The 19666-nt window shown below is 46.0% G+C and carries 20 protein-coding genes and 3 tRNA genes; 21 read left to right on the forward strand and 2 right to left on the reverse strand.

Going from position 1 to position 19666, the window contains the following annotated elements:
* From HYY55_04260 to gatA, 11 genes are all read left to right on the forward strand, one after another.
* Positions 1-1071: a type IV pilus twitching motility protein PilT gene (locus tag HYY55_04260; protein QQG46143.1), complete on the forward strand. Its 1071-nt coding sequence runs from the start codon at positions 1-3 to the stop codon at positions 1069-1071.
* Entirely contained in the window at positions 1068-2276 is a 1209-nt protein-coding gene (locus tag HYY55_04265; protein QQG46144.1) for a type II secretion system F family protein, read from the forward strand. Before HYY55_04260 ends, HYY55_04265 begins: the two co-directional genes overlap by 4 nt.
* Positions 2277-2381: 105 nt before the next feature.
* The gene (locus tag HYY55_04270; protein QQG46145.1) at positions 2382-2894 is read left to right on the forward strand and encodes a prepilin-type N-terminal cleavage/methylation domain-containing protein; all 513 of its coding nucleotides are present in this window, start codon (positions 2382-2384) and stop codon (positions 2892-2894) included.
* Positions 2895-2966: 72 nt separating this feature from the next.
* Positions 2967-3773 (forward strand): prepilin peptidase, encoded by an 807-nt coding sequence (locus HYY55_04275; GenBank protein ID QQG46146.1) that lies wholly within the window; start codon positions 2967-2969, stop codon positions 3771-3773.
* 38 nt (positions 3774-3811) lie between these two features.
* Complete coding sequence (locus HYY55_04280) at positions 3812-4369, forward strand: prepilin-type N-terminal cleavage/methylation domain-containing protein (protein QQG46147.1); 558 nt, start codon at positions 3812-3814, stop codon at positions 4367-4369.
* A gap of 2 nt (positions 4370-4371) precedes the next feature.
* Positions 4372-4896: a type II secretion system protein gene (locus tag HYY55_04285; protein QQG46148.1), complete on the forward strand. Its 525-nt coding sequence runs from the start codon at positions 4372-4374 to the stop codon at positions 4894-4896.
* Between the two features lie 22 nt (positions 4897-4918).
* Complete coding sequence (locus HYY55_04290; protein QQG46149.1) at positions 4919-5467, forward strand: prepilin-type N-terminal cleavage/methylation domain-containing protein; 549 nt, start codon at positions 4919-4921, stop codon at positions 5465-5467.
* Positions 5464-5910 (forward strand): pilus assembly PilX N-terminal domain-containing protein, encoded by a 447-nt coding sequence (locus tag HYY55_04295; protein ID QQG46150.1) that lies wholly within the window; start codon positions 5464-5466, stop codon positions 5908-5910. The genes HYY55_04290 and HYY55_04295 overlap by 4 nt, the downstream gene beginning before the upstream one ends.
* A 532-nt stretch (positions 5911-6442) precedes the next feature.
* Entirely contained in the window at positions 6443-8470 is a 2028-nt protein-coding gene (ligA, locus tag HYY55_04300) for an NAD-dependent DNA ligase LigA (GenBank protein QQG46151.1), read from the forward strand.
* A 201-nt stretch (positions 8471-8671) separates the two neighbouring features.
* Positions 8672-8896, forward strand: a complete 225-nt coding sequence (gatC, locus tag HYY55_04305) for an Asp-tRNA(Asn)/Glu-tRNA(Gln) amidotransferase subunit GatC (protein QQG46152.1) — start codon at positions 8672-8674, stop codon at positions 8894-8896.
* Positions 8887-10338 carry an Asp-tRNA(Asn)/Glu-tRNA(Gln) amidotransferase subunit GatA gene (gene gatA / locus HYY55_04310; GenBank protein ID QQG46657.1) on the forward strand — a complete coding sequence of 484 codons (1452 nt, stop codon included), beginning with the start codon at positions 8887-8889 and terminating at the stop codon, positions 10336-10338. Before gatC ends, gatA begins: the two co-directional genes overlap by 10 nt.
* Before the next feature lie 14 nt (positions 10339-10352).
* Here gatA and HYY55_04315 read toward each other — a convergent pair.
* Positions 10353-10426 (reverse strand) — tRNA-Met (locus HYY55_04315).
* 103 nt (positions 10427-10529) lie between these two features.
* On the opposite strand from HYY55_04315, the gene HYY55_04320 reads away from it, so the two are divergent.
* The 9 genes from HYY55_04320 to gyrB all read left to right on the forward strand — a co-directional run bounded on the left by HYY55_04320 (position 10530) and on the right by gyrB (position 18334).
* Positions 10530-10601: transfer RNA gene (locus HYY55_04320), tRNA-Met, on the forward strand.
* 3 nt (positions 10602-10604) lie between these two features.
* Positions 10605-11354 carry an RNA methyltransferase gene (locus HYY55_04325; GenBank protein ID QQG46153.1) on the forward strand — a complete coding sequence of 250 codons (750 nt, stop codon included), beginning with the start codon at positions 10605-10607 and terminating at the stop codon, positions 11352-11354.
* Between the two features lie 53 nt (positions 11355-11407).
* Positions 11408-12046, forward strand: coding sequence for an MFS transporter (locus tag HYY55_04330; protein ID QQG46154.1), 639 nt, complete (start codon positions 11408-11410; stop codon positions 12044-12046).
* 49 nt (positions 12047-12095) lie between these two features.
* Positions 12096-12169 (forward strand) — tRNA-Asp (locus tag HYY55_04335).
* A 122-nt stretch (positions 12170-12291) separates the two neighbouring features.
* On the forward strand, positions 12292-13053 hold the full coding sequence (gene pyrH, locus HYY55_04340) for a UMP kinase (GenBank protein ID QQG46658.1): 762 nt from the start codon (positions 12292-12294) through the stop codon (positions 13051-13053).
* An 87-nt stretch (positions 13054-13140) separates the two neighbouring features.
* Entirely contained in the window at positions 13141-14286 is a 1146-nt protein-coding gene (locus HYY55_04345) for a hypothetical protein (protein ID QQG46155.1), read from the forward strand.
* A gap of 285 nt (positions 14287-14571) precedes the next feature.
* Positions 14572-15246, forward strand: coding sequence for a hypothetical protein (locus tag HYY55_04350; GenBank protein QQG46156.1), 675 nt, complete (start codon positions 14572-14574; stop codon positions 15244-15246).
* A 441-nt stretch (positions 15247-15687) separates the two neighbouring features.
* Positions 15688-16263, forward strand: a complete 576-nt coding sequence (locus HYY55_04355; protein QQG46157.1) for a hypothetical protein — start codon at positions 15688-15690, stop codon at positions 16261-16263.
* Positions 16264-16381: 118 nt separating this feature from the next.
* Positions 16382-18334: a DNA topoisomerase (ATP-hydrolyzing) subunit B gene (gene gyrB / locus HYY55_04360; protein ID QQG46158.1), complete on the forward strand. Its 1953-nt coding sequence runs from the start codon at positions 16382-16384 to the stop codon at positions 18332-18334.
* 17 nt (positions 18335-18351) lie between these two features.
* On the opposite strand, the gene HYY55_04365 is transcribed toward gyrB, so the two are convergent.
* The gene (locus HYY55_04365) at positions 18352-19326 is read right to left on the reverse strand and encodes a succinylglutamate desuccinylase/aspartoacylase family protein (protein ID QQG46159.1); all 975 of its coding nucleotides are present in this window, start codon (positions 19324-19326) and stop codon (positions 18352-18354) included.
* 122 nt (positions 19327-19448) lie between these two features.
* On the opposite strand from HYY55_04365, the gene secE reads away from it, so the two are divergent.
* On the forward strand, positions 19449-19640 hold the full coding sequence (secE, locus tag HYY55_04370; GenBank protein ID QQG46160.1) for a preprotein translocase subunit SecE: 192 nt from the start codon (positions 19449-19451) through the stop codon (positions 19638-19640).
* The last annotated feature ends 26 nt before the right edge of the window (positions 19641-19666 follow it).

Genomic DNA, 19666 nt, shown 5'->3' on the forward strand with positions numbered 1-19666 from the left:
ATGACTGACGATTACAAAAAACGGTTTGAAGAACTCATAACACTGGCGGCTAAAGAAAAAGCGTCGGATTTGCATCTTTCGGTCGGCCGTCATCCGACTCTCAGAATTTCAGGAGAGCTTACGGCTTTGGTTAAGTATCCGGTACTGACCGCGGCCGATACCGAGGGCATGATTTTTTCAATACTTACGTCGGAGGAAAAAAGCGAGTTTTTGAAACAAAAGACATTTGATTTTTCTTATGCCTACGAAGATAAGGCTCGTTTCAGAGTTAATATTTTTTTCCAGCGCGGATTTATTTCGGCCTCTTTCCGTCTGATTCCGGTTGAAGTTTTGGGACTTTCTGATTTGAATTTGCCTCCGATTCTCGCGGACTTCGCGCGTAAAGAACAGGGATTTTTTCTGGTTGTCGGCCCCACCGGACATGGGAAGTCCACGACCCTGGCCTCAATGATTGATATTATAAATCGTGAAAGGGCCGAGCACATCATTACGGTTGAAGACCCGATAGAATATTTGTTCACCCAGGATAAATCAATAATAGACCAGCGCGAAATCGGGCGGGATGCTATGAATTTTGCTTCTGCTTTAAGGTCAATGTTCCGTGAAGATATCAATGTGGCCATGATTGGCGAGATGCGTGATCCGGAAACAATTTCTGCGGCCGTGACTGCCGCTGAAACCGGTCATCTGGTGCTTTCCTCGCTTCATACTAATAGCGCTTCGCAAACTATAGACCGCATTATAGACACATTCGCGCCCGGACAACAGAATCAGATACGCACGCAGTTGGCCGGTTCATTGCTGGGCATTTTTTCGCAAAGACTTGTTCCGCGGGTATCGGGCGGCCGCATTCCGGCTTACGAATTGCTGATTGCCAACACTCCGGTGCGAAATCTGATTCGCGAAAACAAAATACACGAAATAGATTTATACATAGAAACCAGTTCTGAAGCCGGAATGATCTCTTTGAATCAATCGTTTATTGATTTGGTTCAAAAAGGCGAGGTGACTATGGAGACAGCCCGCGCTTATTCGTTAAACGCCCACGGTCTTGAAAATTTAATGAGATGATTTTTAATTATTCTGCAAAAACCGCGCAAGGCGAGGAGAAAACGGGGACGGTTGAAGCCGCGAGCCAGGATTTGGCCGTGTCGGCTCTTCAAAGGAGGGGGCTGATTATAGTTTCTCTGGAGTCGGCGGAGGAAGCCGTTTCTTTTTTTGGAAAATTTTTTTCTTTTTTTGAACGGGTCAAGGACCGCGATGTCGTCATATTTTCCAGGCAATTGGCCACTTTGTTTTCGGCAAAAGTGCCGGTTGTTGACGCGTTAAGGATTTTAATGAGTGAAGCGTCAAATGAATCTTTCAAAAAAAAATTAAGCGCGATCGCCGACGATATTCAAGGCGGACTTCCGGTCTCTCAAGCACTGTCTCGGCATCCGGACATCTTTTCAAACTTTTATATTCAGATGGCGCGTTCCGGGGAAGAATCCGGAAAACTTGATGACATTCTGAATTATCTCGCCGATTATCTTGAACGTTCTTACGACCTTACGTCAAAGGCCCGCAACGCTTTAATTTATCCGGCGTTCGTGCTCGGAGTTTTTTTGGTTGTGGTCGGCATAATGCTGGTTGTGGTCGTGCCAAAACTTTCTTCAATTATTCTTGAAGTTGAGCAGAATGTTCCGATTTACACCAAATTTATAATTGGCCTTTCCGATTTTATTAGGACTTTCGGCGTTTTTTTTCTGGTTTTAGCGGCTTTGGGCGTGATTTTTGTCTGGCGCTGGCGCCTTACTCCTGCCGGCCGAAAGTCGGTGTCCAGACTTCAGTTATCCATACCGGTTTTTAAAAATATGTATCGCCAGATTTATCTGGCGCGTTTTGCTGACAATTTTCAAACTCTTCTTTCGGGCGGCGTAAGCGTTGCCAGGTCCCTTGAAATATCCGCTGACGTGGTAGGCAACGAAGTTTATGCTGAAATAATACGAGAGGCCCGCGATTCCGTGAAAGGAGGAACGTCAATTTCCGCGGCTCTGGCGCGCTATGAAGACATTCCGCCGTTAGTCGCCCAAATGATTCGGGTTGGAGAAGAAACAGGAAAGCTGAATAAAATATTGGAAACTCTTTCGCGGTTTTACCGGCGCGAAGTTGATAACACCCTTGAAAGGATGGTCAGTCTTATAGAGCCGGCGCTTATCGTTTTTCTCGGATTGGGAGTCGGCATTATTGTGGCGGCCATACTTGTTCCGATATACGGCATATCTGCCGGAATATAACGTTATACACATAAGGGGTTTGCTTATAAGTTAATAGAATTTATAATTAAATTATTGATATTTTAAGGTCGATTATTTACAGCTTTTATTTTTATTAAATTTTTTATGTTTAAATTTTTGAAAAAGAAATGGTTTGGGGGCGGAAGAGGGGGATTCACTCTAATTGAGCTTCTGGTGGTTATCGCCATAATCGGCGTTCTGGCTTCGGTTGTACTTGCTTCTTTGAATAGCGCTCGCAGAAAGTCGCGCGACGCCCGCCGCGTTGCCGATGTAAAGCAAATGCAATTGGCGCTTGAACTTTATTTTGACACTGAAGGCGAATATCCCGATGCGACCTCTAAACTCGCGCCCGATTACATTCCGGCAGTGCCTACGGACCCAGTGGGTCAAGTGGCTTATCCTTATAACGCCTATACTGCTACGACTATCAGCGCGGGCAATGATTGCGACGAGGCCACGGAGACTTGTCTTTATTACCACGTGGGAACCAATCTTGAAGAGAGTACCAATCCGGCCTTGCAAAGCGACCGCGATGTTGACGGCGATGTAGTTGACGGTCCGGACGCTGACGGTTGCGCCGATGAAGCCAGCAGATATTGCTACGATGTAACGCCGTAAATTAGATTCCAGATTCTGGACAGGAAATCCCCCGCTTTATCGGGGGATTTCTGTTTGTGGTAAAATTTATTAATGGAGAATGCGTTTATTTTTATCCTGGGCCTTTTTTTCGGAAGTTTTGCCAATGTTTTAGTTTATCGCCTTAATACCGGTGAGCCGATAATGTTTTCAAGGTCGCGGTGTTTTTCCTGCGGGCAAAATCTAAAATGGTTTGAGCTTATTCCGGTTTTTTCTTTCTTGTTTTTGAAAGGCCGGTGTCGGGTCTGCGGCTCAAAAATTTCCTGGCAGTATCCGCTCGTTGAGCTCGCAAGCGGATTTTTGTTTTTGATACTTTATGTTTATATTCCCAGTGGTCCAAGTCCGACTTGGACCAGTTGGGCAATTGCGGCCTTATTTTTCTGGCTGCTTTTTGTTATTTCCGTCTATGACCTCCGCCATAAGATAATTCCCAATAATTTGGTTTATTTATCAACGGCAGCCGTCGCATTGTTTTTGATAATTGGAAATTTAGATTTCATTGAAAATTGGAAATTGTTAATTGAACATTTTGCCGCGGGAATCGGCCTTTTTGCTTTCTTCGGCGGCCTGTGGTTTATCTCTCGCGGCCGCTGGATGGGTTTTGGGGATGCTAAAATGGCATTCGCCCTCGGATTATTTTTGGGCTGGCCCGAAACGCTCGCCGCTTTCTTTTTTTCTTTTTGGATTGGGGCCTTCTTTGGCCTTATTCTTGCCTTTTATAACTATAAGCTAAAAGCTAAAAGCTATAAGCTGTTGAGCGGGACGCAAGTTCCTTTTGCTCCCTTTATTTTTTTGGGCGGGCTTGCCGCGTATTTATGGGCTGACGCGATTATATTTTGGTATTTGTCGTTACTCGGTTAGAAATCGTCATTTTCAACCGAGTTTGATATAATAAATAAATGAAAACGGGGTTTACCCTATTAGAACTCGTGGTAACCGTGGGTGTTGTCCTGATAATTTCGCTTTTGATTCTGGCCGATTTTCCAGAATTCACCAGGCGACTTGAACTTTCACGGACAGCGCAAGCGGTGGCGTCTTCTTTTCGTCAGGCCGAGTCCGCGGCGCTGGCGGTTCGCGAGTTTAGCGCGGAAGTTTTTCCGGCTTACGGCCTGCATTTTGAAAACTTGCCCGCGAAATCTTATGTTTTTTTCGCGGATATTGATCAGGATTATAAAACTTCGTCTCCGGATGGTTTTTACGACGGACCAAGTGAGGAAGTGGACACGTTTACTATCAATACTCCCGTTGAAATCTATAAAATATGCGGCGGCGAATCCGGTGAGGGCGCGGATTGTTCAATTACTCGCCTTGACGTGCTGTACGCCCGTCCAAATCCCGATATTTACATTATTACCGACAAAGGATCTTTTTTGAATGTTGAAATATTCGTTCGTTTAACAACCGGCGCGGAAAAGAAAATAGCAATTTGGACAACCGGACAATTATCCATTGAATAAATATGTTGAAATTCTCAATCCTCAATTCTCAATCTTCAATTAAGCGCGGATTTACGCTACTCGAAACTTTAGTGGCCATAGCCGTATTGTCGCTGGCTCTTGCCGGAGTATTGTCACTTTCTTCAATCGGCATACGCTCGTCTTCCGGAGCCAGCAATCAAATTAAAGCTTTCTTTTTAGCAAGCGAAGGAGTGGAATACGTCAGGAATAAGCGCGATGCCAATATTCTTGCCGGTTCTAATTGGATAAGCGGTCTTAACGGCTGCGAAGGAGGCTGTTATGTTGATGTGTACGCGCCGGGTGGCATTGTTCACTGTTCCGGCGCTTGTCCGAAACTGAGATTTGATGCGTTTAGCAACCGTTTTGATTATGACCCGGACAGCCAAGAGACGATCTTTACTCGCAAAATAATCATTGTTCCGATTAACTCGCAAGAAATCAGTCTTTCATCCGAAGTTTCTTGGGTCCAGGGAGGAATTACCCGCGGTTTTTCTTTGGAGGAACATCTTTTTGATTTGTCTTTTTAATTAACGCGATACGAATATACGAATGCGCACGAACGATACGAATAAAAAAATAACGGGGTTTACGTTATTGGAAATGGTGGTGGCTATCGGCGTTTTCTCCGTAGCGGTTTTGCTTGCTGTGTCTTCATTTTTGAGTTTGCAAAATGCTGAGAAAAAAATTCAATCGTCGGTTAATCTGCAAAATAATTTGCGTTTCGCTTTGGAAATTATGGCCAAAGAAATTCGCACCGGCGAATTTTATCATTGCGGTTTGGGCGGCGGCGTTGATCCTGCGGATTGTCTGTCGGGTGAGTCATCTTTGACCTTTCAAAACGCCCTCGGGCAAACTGTTATATACAGAAATATTGATTCAAAGATTCAAAAATCATCCGATGGCGGCGTTGTCTTTCAGTCCCTTAGTTCGGGAGATATCACCGTTGACGATTTAAAGTTTTACGTTGTCGGTTCGCCATCAGGCGATAATTTACAGCCGAGGGTTACTATAACCGTTAAAGCGTCCAAGCGGGTTGGCGCGAATGTCAGCGAATTTAGCTTACAAACATCCGTTTCTCAGAGAAAATTAGCGCCATGATGAAAAAGTTTTCAATCTCCAATCTTCGATTTTCAATTAACGGCGGGTTTACGCTGCTTCTCGCCGTTCTTTTTGTTTCGGCTTTTTTGGCTTTAAGTCTGGGTTTGTCCAATCTGATTATCGGCCAGATTCAGCTTTCCGGAACCGGCCGAGATTCGCAGAGCGCTTTTTTCGCCGCTGACTCCGGAGCCGAGTGCGCCGTTTATTGGGATAGGTCATCCGGCAGTTTTTCAACTTCAAGTCCTTCCACGATAACTTGCGCTGGAGAAAGTCGTCCGGTAGGAGGAGCGCCGACAAGCTCGTTTGATTTGAATTTTTCCAACGGTTCCTGCGTCAGCGTGGTTGTTGATAAATCATCTCCGTCCGAGACGATTATTACTTCAATAGGCCATAGTCCCTGTAACGGGAGGAAAGTTGAAAGAGGGTTGGAGGTGCGTTATTGAAAGACGCCGCAAAATTCATTTTTTCTTAACTCGCAAGATCCTCAAAGCGTCGCAAAATTGTTTTCTTATGACGGTGCTCCGGGTCTTGAAAATTATAGTCGTTTTGTTCGCGAAAAATAACGCTCCATCGTTCCTCCTTCGCTACGCTCAAGAATTTCCTACTCGCTATTTTTCGCTTCAAGACTCTTTAATTTTCAAAGTCCCTTCGCAAGCCAACGAAAATCAATTTTGCGACGCTTGAGGACGAGTTTACTGTAGCGAATCCGGAAGATTTATTTTAGGGGCTCCGCAGGCGCTTTGCAGGGCGTCCCGCGGCTGCGGGACAAAGCGCCCAGGACTAGAGTTTGAATTTCGCTGGAAATTCAAACGTACCCTAAAATGAATTTCCGGATTCGCAAAATAAGCCGGAAAAAATGAATCCCGTTAGAAAGACATTAAATAATATTTCTAAATAAAAATATGTTAAAGAAAGTTGGACAAAGGGCTTTCTAACGGGATGAATTTTGCGGCGGTTATAGTAGAATAAAGAATAATGGATAAGATAGAAGCTCAGAAGCAGATAGAAAAATTGAGGAAGGTGATAAATCACCACAGGTATCTTTATCATGTTTTGGACCGGCAGGAAATTTCAGATGAGGCCCTTGATTCTTTAAAACACGAATTGAAGAAGCTGGAAGACCGGTTTCCGGATTTGATTACTCCGGATTCGCCGACGCAGAGAGTGGGAGGAAAAGCCCTGAAAGAGTTTAAAAAGGTCAGGCACAATGTCCCGATGCTTTCGCTTGAAGACGCTTTTTTGCCCGAAGAAATAACGGACTGGATTTCCCGCAATTCTAAAGTTGTACGGGACGCCGGGAGTGCCGCTCTTTTTGCCGAACTTAAGTTTGACGGTTTAGCCATGAGTTTGATTTACATAGACGGGGTTTTGGACAGGGCTTTAACCCGCGGAGACGGCAGAATCGGAGAAGACGTCACTCAAAATGCCAGAACGGTTGAAGCCATACCTCTGCGTTTGGAAATTCGCGGCAAGGTTTCCGAAGCCGTCCGTAAAGAAGCCGAAAAAATAATTAAAAAGGGAGTTATAGAGGCGAGGGGCGAGATTATAATAACCAAAAAAAATTTCGCCAAGGTTAATGCCGAACAAAAAAAGGCCGGCAAGCAAATTTTTGCCAATCCCAGAAATCTGGCGGCAGGTTCAATCCGCCAGCTTGATTCGGCAATTACCAAATCGCGCCGGCTGGATTTTCACGCCTACGACCTGATTGCCGATTTCGGGCAGGTTCTGCATTCCGAGGAACACGAAATATTGTCGGCCCTCGGTTTTAAAACTGACGAAAAAGCGAAAATTTTTCATGATTTGAAATCCCTTTTTTCATATCGCGAAAAAATAGAAAGCGAACGGAGCCGTTTTGAATATGAAACAGACGGAATAGTCGTTAGCGTTGACGACAATGATTTATTCGGGCGTTTGGGCGTTGTCGGCAAAACTCCGCGCGGAGCCATTGCTTTTAAATTTACTCCGCATGAATCAACGACCGTTATTGAAGACATAATAGTGCAGGTGGGGCGCACCGGCGCCATTACGCCGGTCGCGGTATTGAGGCCCGTTCAAATAGGCGGGGTAACCGTGAGCCGCGCGACTCTGCATAATGAAGATGAAATTAAAAGGCTTGATACGAGGATAGGCGACACTGTTATTGTCGGGCGCGCCGGCGACGTCATTCCGGATATTAAAAAAGTTCTTAAAGAATTAAGGCCGAGAAACACGGAAGAATTCCGTATGCCCAAAAAATGTCCGGTTTGCGGGGAAGAATTAAAGCGGGAAGGGGTAATTTTAAGATGTATTAATCCGAAATGTTCCGCCCGTCACCGCGAGTCGCTGTATCACTTTGCTTCGCGCGGAGCTTTTGACATTGACGGCCTGGGCCCCAAAATAATAGACGCCTTTTTGGATAACGGCCTGATTCAAGACGCGGCCGACCTTTTCGCGTTGAAAGAAGGCGGTATACGGCCGCTTGAAAGATTCGGAGAAAAATCAGCCGAAAATATCATAAAAGCCATACAATCCAGGCGCGCCATAGGTTTGGTTAGATTTATTTTGGGGCTGGGCATTCTTCATGTCGGGGAAGAAACGGCTCTGGATTTGGCCGAGCGATTCGCGTCTCTTAAAGCCCTGCAAAACGCTTCAAGAGATGATTTGGAAGCAATACCGAATGTGGGCGGGATTGTGGCCGAAAGCATTCATAATTGGTTTCGGGACGCGCATAACAAAGAATTTTTAAAAAAACTTTTAAAATATGTTAAAGTTGAAAATGCGAGGGGAAAAACCAAGGGTCGGCTTTTTGCCAAGACCTTTGTTTTGACCGGAAGTTTGCGGTCGCTGTCCAGAGATGAGGCCAAATCCAAAATCCGCGCTCTTGCCGGCAATGTTTCCGAAGCGGTTTCGTCAAAAACCGATTTCGTGGTCGCCGGCTCCGATCCGGGCTCAAAATACGAAAAAGCCAAAAAATTGGGAGTTAAAATTATTGATGAAAAAGAATTTTTAAAAATGTTAAGATAACCACAAAACTAATTTTCTTATGACAGCGCTTCAAAACTTGAAAATTATAGTCGTTTTGTTCACGAAAAATAACGCTCCATCGTTCCTCCTTCGCTACGCTCAGGAATTTCCTACTCGCTATTTTTCGTTTCAAAACTCTTTAATTTTTAAAGTTTTTCCGCAAGCCAACGAAAATTAGTTTTGTGGTTAAATATAGATAAAATGATTTCTCCAAAAGATGTGAAAAAAGCGGCGGAACTCTCAAGATTGAAACTTTCCGCCAAAGAGGAAAAAGAATTAAGCCGAGAACTTGAGTCAATTCTGGGTTACATAGATAAGCTTAAAGAAGTTAATGTTTCGGGCGTTGCCGAAACAAGCCATGTTTTTCATGTTAATGATTTCAGAGAGGACATCCGGCCGAAAGAAATTTTTGATTCATCTACTTGACAGTTTCCAAAGTCAAAAACCTTTTGCATAAAGGAGAAATTTCCTCTAGGGAACTGGTTACGATTTATTCCGAAGAAATTAAATCAAAAAATAAAAATTTAAACGCGTATCTTGAGACCTTTAATGATGTTTTTGATGAAGCCGAAAAAATTGATGAACATTTAAAAAGAGGCGAGGAGCCGAGGGCGCTTGAGGGTATTCCGTTCGCGATTAAAGACAACATTTTAATTCAGGGCAAAATTTGCTCGGCGGCTTCCCGCATGCTTGAAAATTACAGGGCTTCTTATGACGCTTTTGTCATTAAAAAACTGCGTAAGGCCGGCGCGATTTTTTTAGGCCGTACCAATATGGATGAATTTGCGATGGGTTCATCCACCGAAAATTCGGCGTTCGGCGCGACTAAAAATCCTTATGACGAGACGCGCGTTCCCGGAGGTTCTTCGGGCGGTTCGGCCGCGGCGGTTAGCGCGAATATGGCTTTAGCCGCTCTGGGTTCGGACACCGGCGGCTCCATCAGACAGCCGGCGGGATTTTGCGGGGTCGTCGGACTTAAGCCGACTTACGGCGCTGTTTCCCGCTCGGGACTTATCGCCATGGCTTCGTCTTTAGACCAAATCGGGCCGATTACGAAAACTGTTGAGGATGCGGAACTTATTTTTGATATTATCAAAGGCAAAGATCCTAAAGATTCAACTAGTGTTGAATCCAACATCCAACATCCTCCGACTTCATCGAGAGTCCTCGATAAGTTCGGGACAACATCCAACATCCAAAAGTTGAAAATAGGAATACCGAAGGAGTTTTATAGTGGAGGGATTGATAAAGATGTTTTGGAGATTGTGAATCGTGCGGCCGAGACATTTCGGGGGCTCGGACACGAAGTTAAAGAGGTTTCCTTGCCCCATGCTCCTTACGCTCTGGCCGTTTATTACATCGTTGTTCCGGCGGAGGTTTCGGCGAATATGTCTCGTTTTGACGGCCTGCGTTACGGCCTTCATAAATCCGGAAAAAATTTACTTTCCGAATATATGGAAACGCGCTCGGCCGGTTTCGGCCCGGAAACCAGGCGCAGGATAATTTTGGGAACCTATGTTTTATCGGCCGGATATTACGACGCTTATTACGCGCGCGCATCTAAAGTGCGCGCGCTCATTAAAAAGGATTTTGAAAAAGTATTCGGCGATGTGGATGTTCTGCTAGCGCCCGCTTCTCCGAACCCCGCTTTTAAAATCGGAGAGAAAATCAATAATCCTCTTTCAATGTATCTTGAAGATATTTTTTTGGTGCCGGCCAATCTCGCCGGCCTTCCGGCAATGTCTTTACCTTTCGGCTCGGCTACCCGCGACGGTGTTAAATTGCCGGTCGGAATACAACTCATAGCGCCGTGGTTTGAAGAAAAGACCCTCTTTGAAGCCGGCCGTCTTCTTGAGGCGCATAAGTAAAAAATTTCACTATGTCGCGGGGGCAGGATTTGAACCTGCGACCTTCGGGTTATGAGCCCGACGAGCTACCGGACTGCTCCACCCCGCGATATTATTTTACAACCCCCTTTGATTTTTGCAAATTTTAAGGGTAAAATATGAAAAGTCGCCTTGTCCATCGAAGCTCTGGTGGTAAACCAGAGCGAAGTTGGGCCAGCGTAGTTCAACGGTTAGAACGAGGGACTCATAAGCCTTAAATAGAGGTTCGACTCCTCTCGCTGGTACTTATGAAAATACTGAAAGTTAGAAATAAAAACGCGATGATGGAGCTTCTGCGAAGCGGCGCCAATTTTGATAAAATTTCAATAGTCAATGATCTGGAGCAGGATAATCTGACAAAAGAAATTATTACTCTCGCAAAGAGCAGGGGAATACGGATTGTGACGGCTCCCATCGGGAAAATGGCTAAAAGAAGAAGCGGGCAAACCAGAGAAGTTCTGGTCGGTTTTCTTGTGCCGGAAAATATCCGGACGCTCGGCGATCTTCTAGACGAGATTTACAAAAAGAACCAAGACCCCTTTTTTCTTCTTGTTAACAGGGTTGATTTTGAGAGCAATATCGGGGTGATTGCCCGAACGGCTTTCGCGTCCGGCGTGAACGGTTTGATTTTTCAGGGAGACGAGGACAGATTTTTTAACGAGGAAACGACTCATTTTTCCATGGGCGCGATCGCGAGAATTCCGCTTATTAAAATGAACATTTTTGAAGCTTTGAAAGAACTGCGGAAAAATGGCATTAAAACATTCTGCGTTCAAACAGGGGGCGGGGCGTATTACGGCGAAAATTTTTTGGGGCCGGTCGCGTTTGTGCTGGGAGCGGAAGGAGAGGGCTTATCGGAAGGAGTTTCAAGCAGATGCGATAAAAAAATATCCATTCCCATGCGTAAGGGCATTGATTCTCTTAATGTCGGAGTTAGCGCCGGAATCGTGCTTTATGAGAAAGTGCGTCAAAATGGGGGCGCCATCTCGAATTTTTAGGCCCCGCGATTTTTTGACCTTTTTCTCGCCGGCTGAAATGGTATAATTAAAAAATGTCTTCAACGATCAGCCGCGCCATATATATTTTGACCTCGGCCGACATTCTGATTGTTTCGGCTTACAGTTTCATCATCCCGCTTTTCGCCATTTTCGTAACCGACCAGATTGAAGGCGCGACCATAACCACGGTTGGGTTTTACACCGCTATTTATTGGATTGTAAAGTCAATCGTTCAGATTCCGATTGCCCGATATTTGGACAAAAAAGAAGGGGAGGTTGATGAATATCACGCGCTGATACTCGGCTATTTTATCGCCGCCGGAGTCGCCTTCGGATATATTTTTGCCAGAAACGTTTGGCACATTTATCTTCTTGAAGGAATTTTGGGCATTGCCGATGCTCTCGGAGTGCCTTCGTATCTATCCATTTTTTCTCGGCACCTTGATCGCGCTCGCGAAAACATGGAATGGACCCTGCGCAGTGTCGGAGTCGGAATAACCGCGGCCGGAGCCGGGGCCCTTGCCGGAATTCTGGTTAAAAATTTTGGATTTAATTCGGTTTTTGTTCTCGGCGGCGTTTTGAGCTTGATTTCAGCATCTTCTCTTTTTCTTCTTAAACCATATTTAAAAACCAGAGACGGCAGGTCAATGGTTTATCAAATATCAAAGCCGCCTCGCAAGAAAACTTTTTAGCGCTTGTTATAGCCCCCGATTTATGCTAAATTTTTAAAAAGAAAATTATGCGGGTGTAGCTTAGCGGTTTAAAGCGCTGCCCTGTCACGGCAGAGATCGCCGGTCCAAATCCGGTCACCCGCGCTTTAGAATATTTCACTCATTGATTCATCTCTCTTGACTTCCGGTCTGGATTTATCTAGTATTTTTGAGAATCCTTTGAACCATATTTTGGAGGTAAGGGCATGCCCGATCGCGCTGTTAGAATGCATGACGAAGAAGGAGAGCCGTTAGGCGAATTGACCAGATCGATTTACACAAGAGCTATTTTGAAAATTTCCGGCGAGACATTAAGCGGGGAAGGCGCCAATGGAATTAACGCTTCTCACGTCTCTTTCGTTGCGCATGAAATCAAAGAGGCCTATGAACTTGGAGTGGAACTTGCCATAGTGATGGGTGGAGGCAACCTTGTTCGCGGCGAAGAGTTGGCCAAGACAGGCATTGTCCGCGAAACCGCGGATAAAATGGGAATGCTGCTTACGGTTGCCAATGCCCTTTGCCTTCAAGATGGATTGGAAAAGCTCGGTTTGCCTGTTCGCGTCGCTATTGCCCAGCAAATGCCAGATTTTGGCGAGTACTATGTTTCTCAAAAAGTAAGGCACCATCTTAGAAAAAGAGAAATAGTTATTTTGGCCGCCGGCACCGGCAACCCATTTGTTTCCACCGATACGGCTGCGGTGCTCCGCGCATGCGAGTTAAGAGCCGACGTTATTTTGAAAGCGACTAAAGTAGAAGGTGTTTATTCCAAAGACCCGCAGGAACAAGGAGCGGAATTTTTACGAACATTGACTTCGGAACAAATGCTTCAATGGGGCCTAAAGATAATGGATTCAACCGCCGCTTCAATGGTCAAGGACAACCGTATTCCCATTGTTGTTTTCAGGATTTTTGACAAGGGCAACCTCCGCAAGGTGCTTTTGGGCGATCCTTCAGTGGGGTCGCGAGTTGATTATCAATCACAAATATAAATCCGAAATTCAAAAAAAACCAAACCCCCCCCCTGAAGGTCGGGGGTTTTGTATTTTGATCTGGAATTTTGATATAATTTATCCATTGTGCCGGAAAAAAACATTGAAACTAAATCATTGGAAGAAACAGAGATAATTAAAAATCTTGAGCGTAGAGATGATTTTGAGGCCGAACGGCTTTTACGCTATCTTAATATGCCCGATTTGTCGCGCGAGGCGGACAGCCCTCTCAAGGAACTTGTTAGCCGAATTTTAAAAATTAAACGTTTATCTGATTTTGACGATATCAAAGTTCCGGAAATAGTTCCTGCCGACATCAGTTTTGATTTATTTAATTTTCCTGAAGACCATCCGGCGCGGAAACGCTCCGACACTTATTTTATTGACGATAATCATATTTTAAGAACCCATACCACTATAATGTGGTATTACTGGCTTAATAACGAAAAAGTTAAAGCGCAAATCGCTGGGCAAAAATCCGTCGGCGCGCTTTCTTACGGAAAAGTGTACAGAAAAGACGAAATAGACCGAAACCATATGAATGTTTTTCATCAGATGGATGGCTGGTACTTGACCCCAAAAAAAGAAAAAACAATAACGGCTGATGATTTAAAAGAGGTCTTGGTTGAAATAGCCAAAACCATTTTTGGCGCGCGCATAAAATACCGCTTTAATAAAGATGATTTTCCTTACACCAGCCCGTCAATAGAGATGGAAATAGAGGTTGGCGGTCGTTGGGTTGAAGTTTTGGGCGCGGGAGTTGTCAGAGAAGTTGTTTTAAAAAATCTCGGAGTTGATCCCGAAGAATATAACGGCTGGGCTTTCGGTTTCGGGCTTGAACGGCTCGCGATTATCAGTATGGATTTGCCGGATATTCGGCTTTTGTGGTCCAAGGACATAAGGGTTCGGCGTCAGCTTAAACTTGGCCGAAAATTCGTTCCGGTTTCAAAATATCCGCCGATTACGCGCGACATTTCTTTTGTGGTTTCAAGCGATTTCGTGCCCAATAATTATTTTGATTTAATCCGCGATTTGGGCGGCGATTTGGTGGAAGAAGTTAAGCTGATTGATAAATATGAAAATTCCGAAAAATTCGGCGCGGGCAAAACCAGTTACACCTACCGCATAATTTATAGAGCACCCGACCGGACTTTGGTTTCGGAAGAAGTTGATAAAATCCAAGCGGAAATTTATCGCCAAACGGCGGAGCAATTTGAGGCGGAGGTGAGGTGATGTTGGGTGTTTTAGATTTGATTTAAACGGCTCAACGGCAAGTCCCGTTGAGCCGTTTGGGTTAAGCTATTGAACCATTGCGACGGGGTTGACCCACACACCCACTTTGCCATTTTTAATTTGCGCCTTGCGCTATGGCAAAGTGGGTGTGTGGGTTGACAAAGCATGTTGCTGGAGTATAATGCAAAGGTAGTTCTTAAACATTTATGGTCCGTCTGACCCCGCATAGGGCGGGGCAAGGACGACGCCAAAATCCCGCCGTAGGGCGGAGAGGAGGACTCGGTTATGAAACCGACCCTGGATCAAGGAAGGAAGCTGTTGGAACTCGTATCACAAAGCGGAAGGTCAGCCAAATGGGTGCAGGAACAGCTCTTTGGCTCCGGGGCTTTCACGGACCTTCTCGCGGTGGACGACTTGGAGGGAGTACACCGCGAGAGCCATAGGTGCTTTCTTGGTCTCCCGCCCCTTACACCCCCGCTTCTTGAGCCGTTCGGCACCGTCACGGTTCCCGCAATCGCCGAGAGATTCGTCGCTAGCGAGAAGTTTGTGGTGGACACGAGCAAGAGAGCAAGGGTGAAAATCGGATGGCTGGGCTCGGATTTCAAGTGCTGGTTTCTGGGCAAGACAGAGGAGCCGGTTCAGGAGGCGATCCTTCGCTGCGCCAGACTCACTCGTGACGCGTTCGACCGCGACATCCGTGAAGAGATTGGTACCGAGTTCGAGGAAACGAGCCTCGCCCAGGTCTACGCTCTTATGGAGCGTCAGCCGAACGGCGAGGCAGGTAAGCTTCTGACCAACGGTCGCGCGAACACCTTTTGCGTTCGCGACATCCCCGGCGTCCTCCGCGCTGTCCGCGTGAGCTGGCTCGCCGGCCACGACGGCTGGCGCGTGGACGCCTGCTTGGTCCTGAGCCCGAACTGGTGGTCCGACGGCGACTGTGTCTTCTTCCGCAATTCCTGAGTCGCTGTGACTGTCTGAACTTTGGTCACTCTGATTCTAAAACCCTTAGCCCCTCGGGTCGCTTGCGACCCGAGGGCGTTGTATTTTTGGAAAGAACTTTATCTACCGCCAGACGGCGGAGCAATTTGAGGCGGAGGTGAGGTGATGAGAGCGCATGGAATCACTTAATTAAATTCTATTATTAAATTCTATAAAAAATTCTATAAATGGTCAGATATTGTAGCGATAGCAGATTTATCTGACCATTTGGATTGAGTAAAATAATGGACTATTTGACAAACCTAGCTAGCGGATGTATAATTCTTTTATAGTTCTTAGAAATTTTTACTGGCGGTTATAGCCAAAAGTCGCTTGTTTCAGGCGTTTTCTGGCTATGACCGCCATTGGGGCGGTCCTCTGGCAAAACACACGATGGGCACATGTGCCCAAAAGGAGAGAGACATGTCTCGATACTCCGAAGGCCAGACACACCAGTTGATGGAGGCCTTGCAGGCGAAGGGATTTACTCCCGAAGAAGTCACCATGCTCGGCCAGTACCCGAAACTCGGCGATTTCAGGTCGGTTCTCAACGGCCAAGCGGAAATCAAGATGACGGAACATGTCATCAATCTGGACGCCGACCCGTTCGTTCCCGACGGCTGGAGAGTGGAAAAGCACCAGAAGGGCGGTGGTTTGTTCAAGTGGGACCCCAAGAAGGTGCGATTCTATCTGTCTAAGTCCCAACTCAATGGTAAAGTCATTAAGGGGAAGGAGCTCCATGCGGAGCTTGAGGGCAAGCCGGTCCTGAACGCCAATGTTCTTGACTACCTTTTCGCCCACCCTTACCTCATCCCCGAGGAGTGGAAGAGGGACGAGCGCGGCAACACGCGCAACATCTCTTTTTGGGGTACGAAGTACTCCTTGCCCGGCTGCTATGTCATCCGATGCCTCTACTGGAACGGTGATACGTGGAGCTGGGGTTACATTTGGATCAACAGCATCTGGCTCGACAGTAGTCCCGCGGCTCTGCGCGATTAGCATTTCGGTTTTTCTCCCCGCGCCCCGGCTTCGGCCTCGGCACGGGGATTTTTAATACAATGAAAACGGCAGTTTGCATTGTTTTGAAGCAATAAATCTGCTATAATTAAGATGTAAAATGCCCAAAAAAAGCGCCAAAAAAATCTCTCCTAAAAAGGAGAAGAATGAGGGATATACCGCCAAAGACATTTATGTTTTGGAGGGACTTGATCCTGTGCGCAAGCGCCCGGGAATGTATATTGGCTCTACGGGTGTAGACGGCCTGCACCATTTAATCTGGGAAGTGGTGGACAATTCCGTGGACGAAGCAATGGCGGGATTTGCCAAAAATATCTCTGTAACTCTTTTGCAGGGCAATAAAGTCAGGGTTGTGGACGACGGCCGCGGCATTCCGGTTGAACGCCACGCCCAAACCAAAAAATCGGCGCTGGAAACGGTGATGACCACGCTTCATGCCGGCGGAAAATTCGGCGGAGAGTCATATAAAATTTCAGGCGGTTTGCACGGCGTCGGCGTTTCGGTGGTGAACGCGCTTTCCAAATGGCTTGAAGCGCGCATTTGCCGCGACGGTAATTTGTGGGTTCAGGAGTATGTTCGGGGCAAACCGAAGTCGGCCGTTAAAAAAATCGGCAAATGTTCCGGTTCCGGCACGGCAGTAACTTTTGACCCCGATCCGGAAGTTTTTAAAGAAATAAAATTCGATTGGCCGAAGGTTTTAAACCGTATGCGCGAACAAGCGTATTTGACCCCGGGCCTGAAAATAACAGTTGAGGATAATAGAAACGAGGAAGAGTACAACTATCTTTCGCATTCTTTTTATTTTGAAGGGGGCATTCGTTCGTATGTTTTGCATCTTAATCGCGGTTTTACGCCCCAGCATCAGAATATTTTTTATGTTTCCAAAGACAGCGAAGGCATTTTGGTGGAAGTCGCTCTGCAGTTTGTTGATGATTTGCAATCGCGCGAGTCAAGTTTTGCCAATAATATCAATACGCCCGACGGTGGAATGCACTTGACCGGTTTCCGGACCGCTTTAACCCGAATCCTTAACGATTACGCCCGTAAAAACAATTTTCTTAAAAGCGATGATGAAAATCTTACCGGCGACGATGTTCGCGACGGCTTGACCGCGGTGCTTTCGGTAAAAATCCGCGAGCCGCAGTTTGAGGGGCAAACCAAAGCCAAACTCGGCAATCCGGAAGCCAGGAGCGCGGTTGAAACGGTTTTTGGCAAAGCGTTTTCCGATTTTTTGGAAGAACATCCGTCTGACGCCCGGGCTATTATTGAAAAAGTGCTTTTGGCCATGCGCGCCCGCAAAGCGGCTAAAGCGGCCAAAGACACGGTTTTACGAAAAGGGGCGTTTGACGGCCTGACTCTTCCGGGGAAGCTTGCCGATTGCCAGTCTAGAAACGCCGAGGAGTCCGAACTTTTTTTGGTGGAAGGCGATTCGGCCGGAGGAAGCGCGAAATCGGCACGGGACCGCAGGACGCAGGCAATTTTGCCGTTAAGGGGCAAAATTTTAAACGTTGAACGCGCTCGCCTTGATAAAATGCTTGCCAATCAGGAGGTTAAATCTTTGGTGATAGCTTTGGGCGCCGCGGTGGCAGAGGATCTGGATGTAACGCGCCTTCGTTACCACAAAATAATTTTAATGACCGATGCCGATGTTGACGGCGCGCACATCAGAACACTTCTTCTTACTCTTTTTTATCGCTATTTCAAACCCGTCATAGAACAGGGTTATCTCTATATAGCCCAGCCGCCCCTGTATCGTATTCAGAAAGGCCGCGAGGTTAACTATATTTATTCCGAAGAAGAAAAAGAAAAATTGTTGAAAAACAAAGGCATGGAAGATTCCAACATACAGCGTTATAAAGGCCTCGGCGAGATGAATCCCGATCAGCTTTGGGAAACCACGATGGATCCGCAAATAAGAACCCTTAAGCGCGTGACCATTGAGGATGCCGAGGAAGCAAACAAAACTTTTGACATATTGATGGGATCAATAGTTGAGCCGCGAAAAGCTTTTATTCAATCGCAGGCCAAGTACGTTCAGAATCTGGATATTTAACACCTTGAGGTGTTTTGTTATAAAACTCCGAAGGCGGCAAGCGGCGCTCCGGGAAAAGAAACCGCGGTATCCGGGTAGCCCAAAACTATGCCGTCTTTTTCGGCGACCGCCGTTTCCTGGAGTTTGCCGAATACATTGTAAATTTTAGCTATCGTTTCTCCGGTTCTGATAATTTCGCCGGGCCTGGTGAAATATCTGACTAATCCGCTGGTCTGGCTTTTTGGTCCGTCATAATATGACAGCGCTTTGTTCAAAAATTCTTTCGGCGGTTTGAAAAATAATTCAAGAGCTGGATCGGGCTTGACCATTTCTAATTCGGATAGTATCCGCCATATCGCCGAAACTCCGTCGCGGACATTTTTTTCGTTTACCACGTAAGATTCGCCGAGCTCAAGGGTTAAAGCCGGAATGCCCGCTTTAATCATGCTGCCCGAAAGAGTTTTGAATGAATCTGATTCGTCTTCTTCCTGGATCATCAAAAAACCGCTGGTAAAAGCAAGGCGTCTGGCGATGTAGTGAGTCGTTTTAAATTCTTTGCCCGGGTAGGGGTCAATAAGCAGATATGGCACTGATTTATTCCAGTCATTGTGCAAATCCAGCACAAGCTGCGGCTTTGTTGAAGTGATAGTGGAAAAAATTGTTTCGGCCATGCGCTCCGAAAGGCGCCCGTTTTTATCTCCGGGAAATGAGCGGTTCAGGTCTTCTTCTATGACCGATATGTTGCGCGTAGATGCTTCAAATCCTATGGGGTTCATTATAGGCATTGCTTTGAGCGCTCCTTTCAGCAGGGGCTTTTGGCGGACACTTTTTACGACTTCGTGAATGACTGCCGCGCCTCCGACTTCATCTCCGTGGACCGCCGCGGTAATCCAAACAGTGGGTCCGGCAATGCCGCTGTCAATCTCCATAATGGCCAGTTTTCTTAATGACAAATCTGAACCGGTCAGAATTTTTTTAAAGCCATATTTTATTCTCTGGTTTTTATCTTTCATAAGGGATAACTAATTTTAAAATGGACGGCTATTGACCGCAAGGCGTTATTTGGTATAATCAAAATAACAACCCCCTCGGGGGGTTTTTTAGAAGAAGTTTATCCGCATCGGTATAAAATAATATGGGTTTTTTCGCAAGACTTATTGATTATCTTAAATCCACGAGACTCGAGGTAAAAAATGTTAATTGGCCTACCCGTCGGGAGACCATTCGTTTCACTTTGCTGGTTATAGCCGTCTCAGCCGGAATTGCCGCCTATTTGGGTTTTTTGGATTTTATTTTTATAAATATTTTGGAAAAATTCGTGCTCTAGGCGGATAAATTTTATTCGTTATCACT

The organism is Candidatus Niyogibacteria bacterium (assembly GCA_016432485.1).
Lineage (GTDB): Bacteria > Patescibacteriota > Minisyncoccia > HO2-45-28 > HO2-45-28 > HO2-45-28.

Bases quoted from the DNA above. Each gene is read 5' to 3' on its own strand.
- HYY55_04325 (QQG46153.1), top strand. From the start codon at position 10,605: ATGAAAATACTGAAAGTTAGAAATAAAAACGCGATGATGGAGCTTCTG.
- HYY55_04285 (QQG46148.1), top strand. From the start codon at position 4,372: ATGTTGAAATTCTCAATCCTCAATTCTCAATCTTCAATTAAGCGCGGA.
- HYY55_04280 (QQG46147.1), top strand. From the start codon at position 3,812: ATGAAAACGGGGTTTACCCTATTAGAACTCGTGGTAACCGTGGGTGTT.
- HYY55_04290 (QQG46149.1), top strand. From the start codon at position 4,919: ATGCGCACGAACGATACGAATAAAAAAATAACGGGGTTTACGTTATTG.
- HYY55_04350 (QQG46156.1), top strand. From the start codon at position 14,572: ATGAAACCGACCCTGGATCAAGGAAGGAAGCTGTTGGAACTCGTATCA.
- HYY55_04295 (QQG46150.1), top strand. From the start codon at position 5,464: ATGATGAAAAAGTTTTCAATCTCCAATCTTCGATTTTCAATTAACGGC.
- gatC (QQG46152.1), top strand. From the start codon at position 8,672: ATGATTTCTCCAAAAGATGTGAAAAAAGCGGCGGAACTCTCAAGATTG.
- HYY55_04355 (QQG46157.1), top strand. From the start codon at position 15,688: ATGTCTCGATACTCCGAAGGCCAGACACACCAGTTGATGGAGGCCTTG.
- pyrH (QQG46658.1), top strand. From the start codon at position 12,292: ATGCATGACGAAGAAGGAGAGCCGTTAGGCGAATTGACCAGATCGATT.
- HYY55_04275 (QQG46146.1), top strand. From the start codon at position 2,967: ATGGAGAATGCGTTTATTTTTATCCTGGGCCTTTTTTTCGGAAGTTTT.
- gyrB (QQG46158.1), top strand. From the start codon at position 16,382: ATGCCCAAAAAAAGCGCCAAAAAAATCTCTCCTAAAAAGGAGAAGAAT.
- HYY55_04365 (QQG46159.1), bottom strand. From the start codon at position 19,326: ATGAAAGATAAAAACCAGAGAATAAAATATGGCTTTAAAAAAATTCTG.
- HYY55_04270 (QQG46145.1), top strand. From the start codon at position 2,382: ATGTTTAAATTTTTGAAAAAGAAATGGTTTGGGGGCGGAAGAGGGGGA.
- HYY55_04265 (QQG46144.1), top strand. From the start codon at position 1,068: ATGATTTTTAATTATTCTGCAAAAACCGCGCAAGGCGAGGAGAAAACG.
- secE (QQG46160.1), top strand. From the start codon at position 19,449: ATGGGTTTTTTCGCAAGACTTATTGATTATCTTAAATCCACGAGACTC.
- HYY55_04260 (QQG46143.1), top strand. From the start codon at position 1: ATGACTGACGATTACAAAAAACGGTTTGAAGAACTCATAACACTGGCG.
- HYY55_04330 (QQG46154.1), top strand. From the start codon at position 11,408: ATGTCTTCAACGATCAGCCGCGCCATATATATTTTGACCTCGGCCGAC.
- ligA (QQG46151.1), top strand. From the start codon at position 6,443: ATGGATAAGATAGAAGCTCAGAAGCAGATAGAAAAATTGAGGAAGGTG.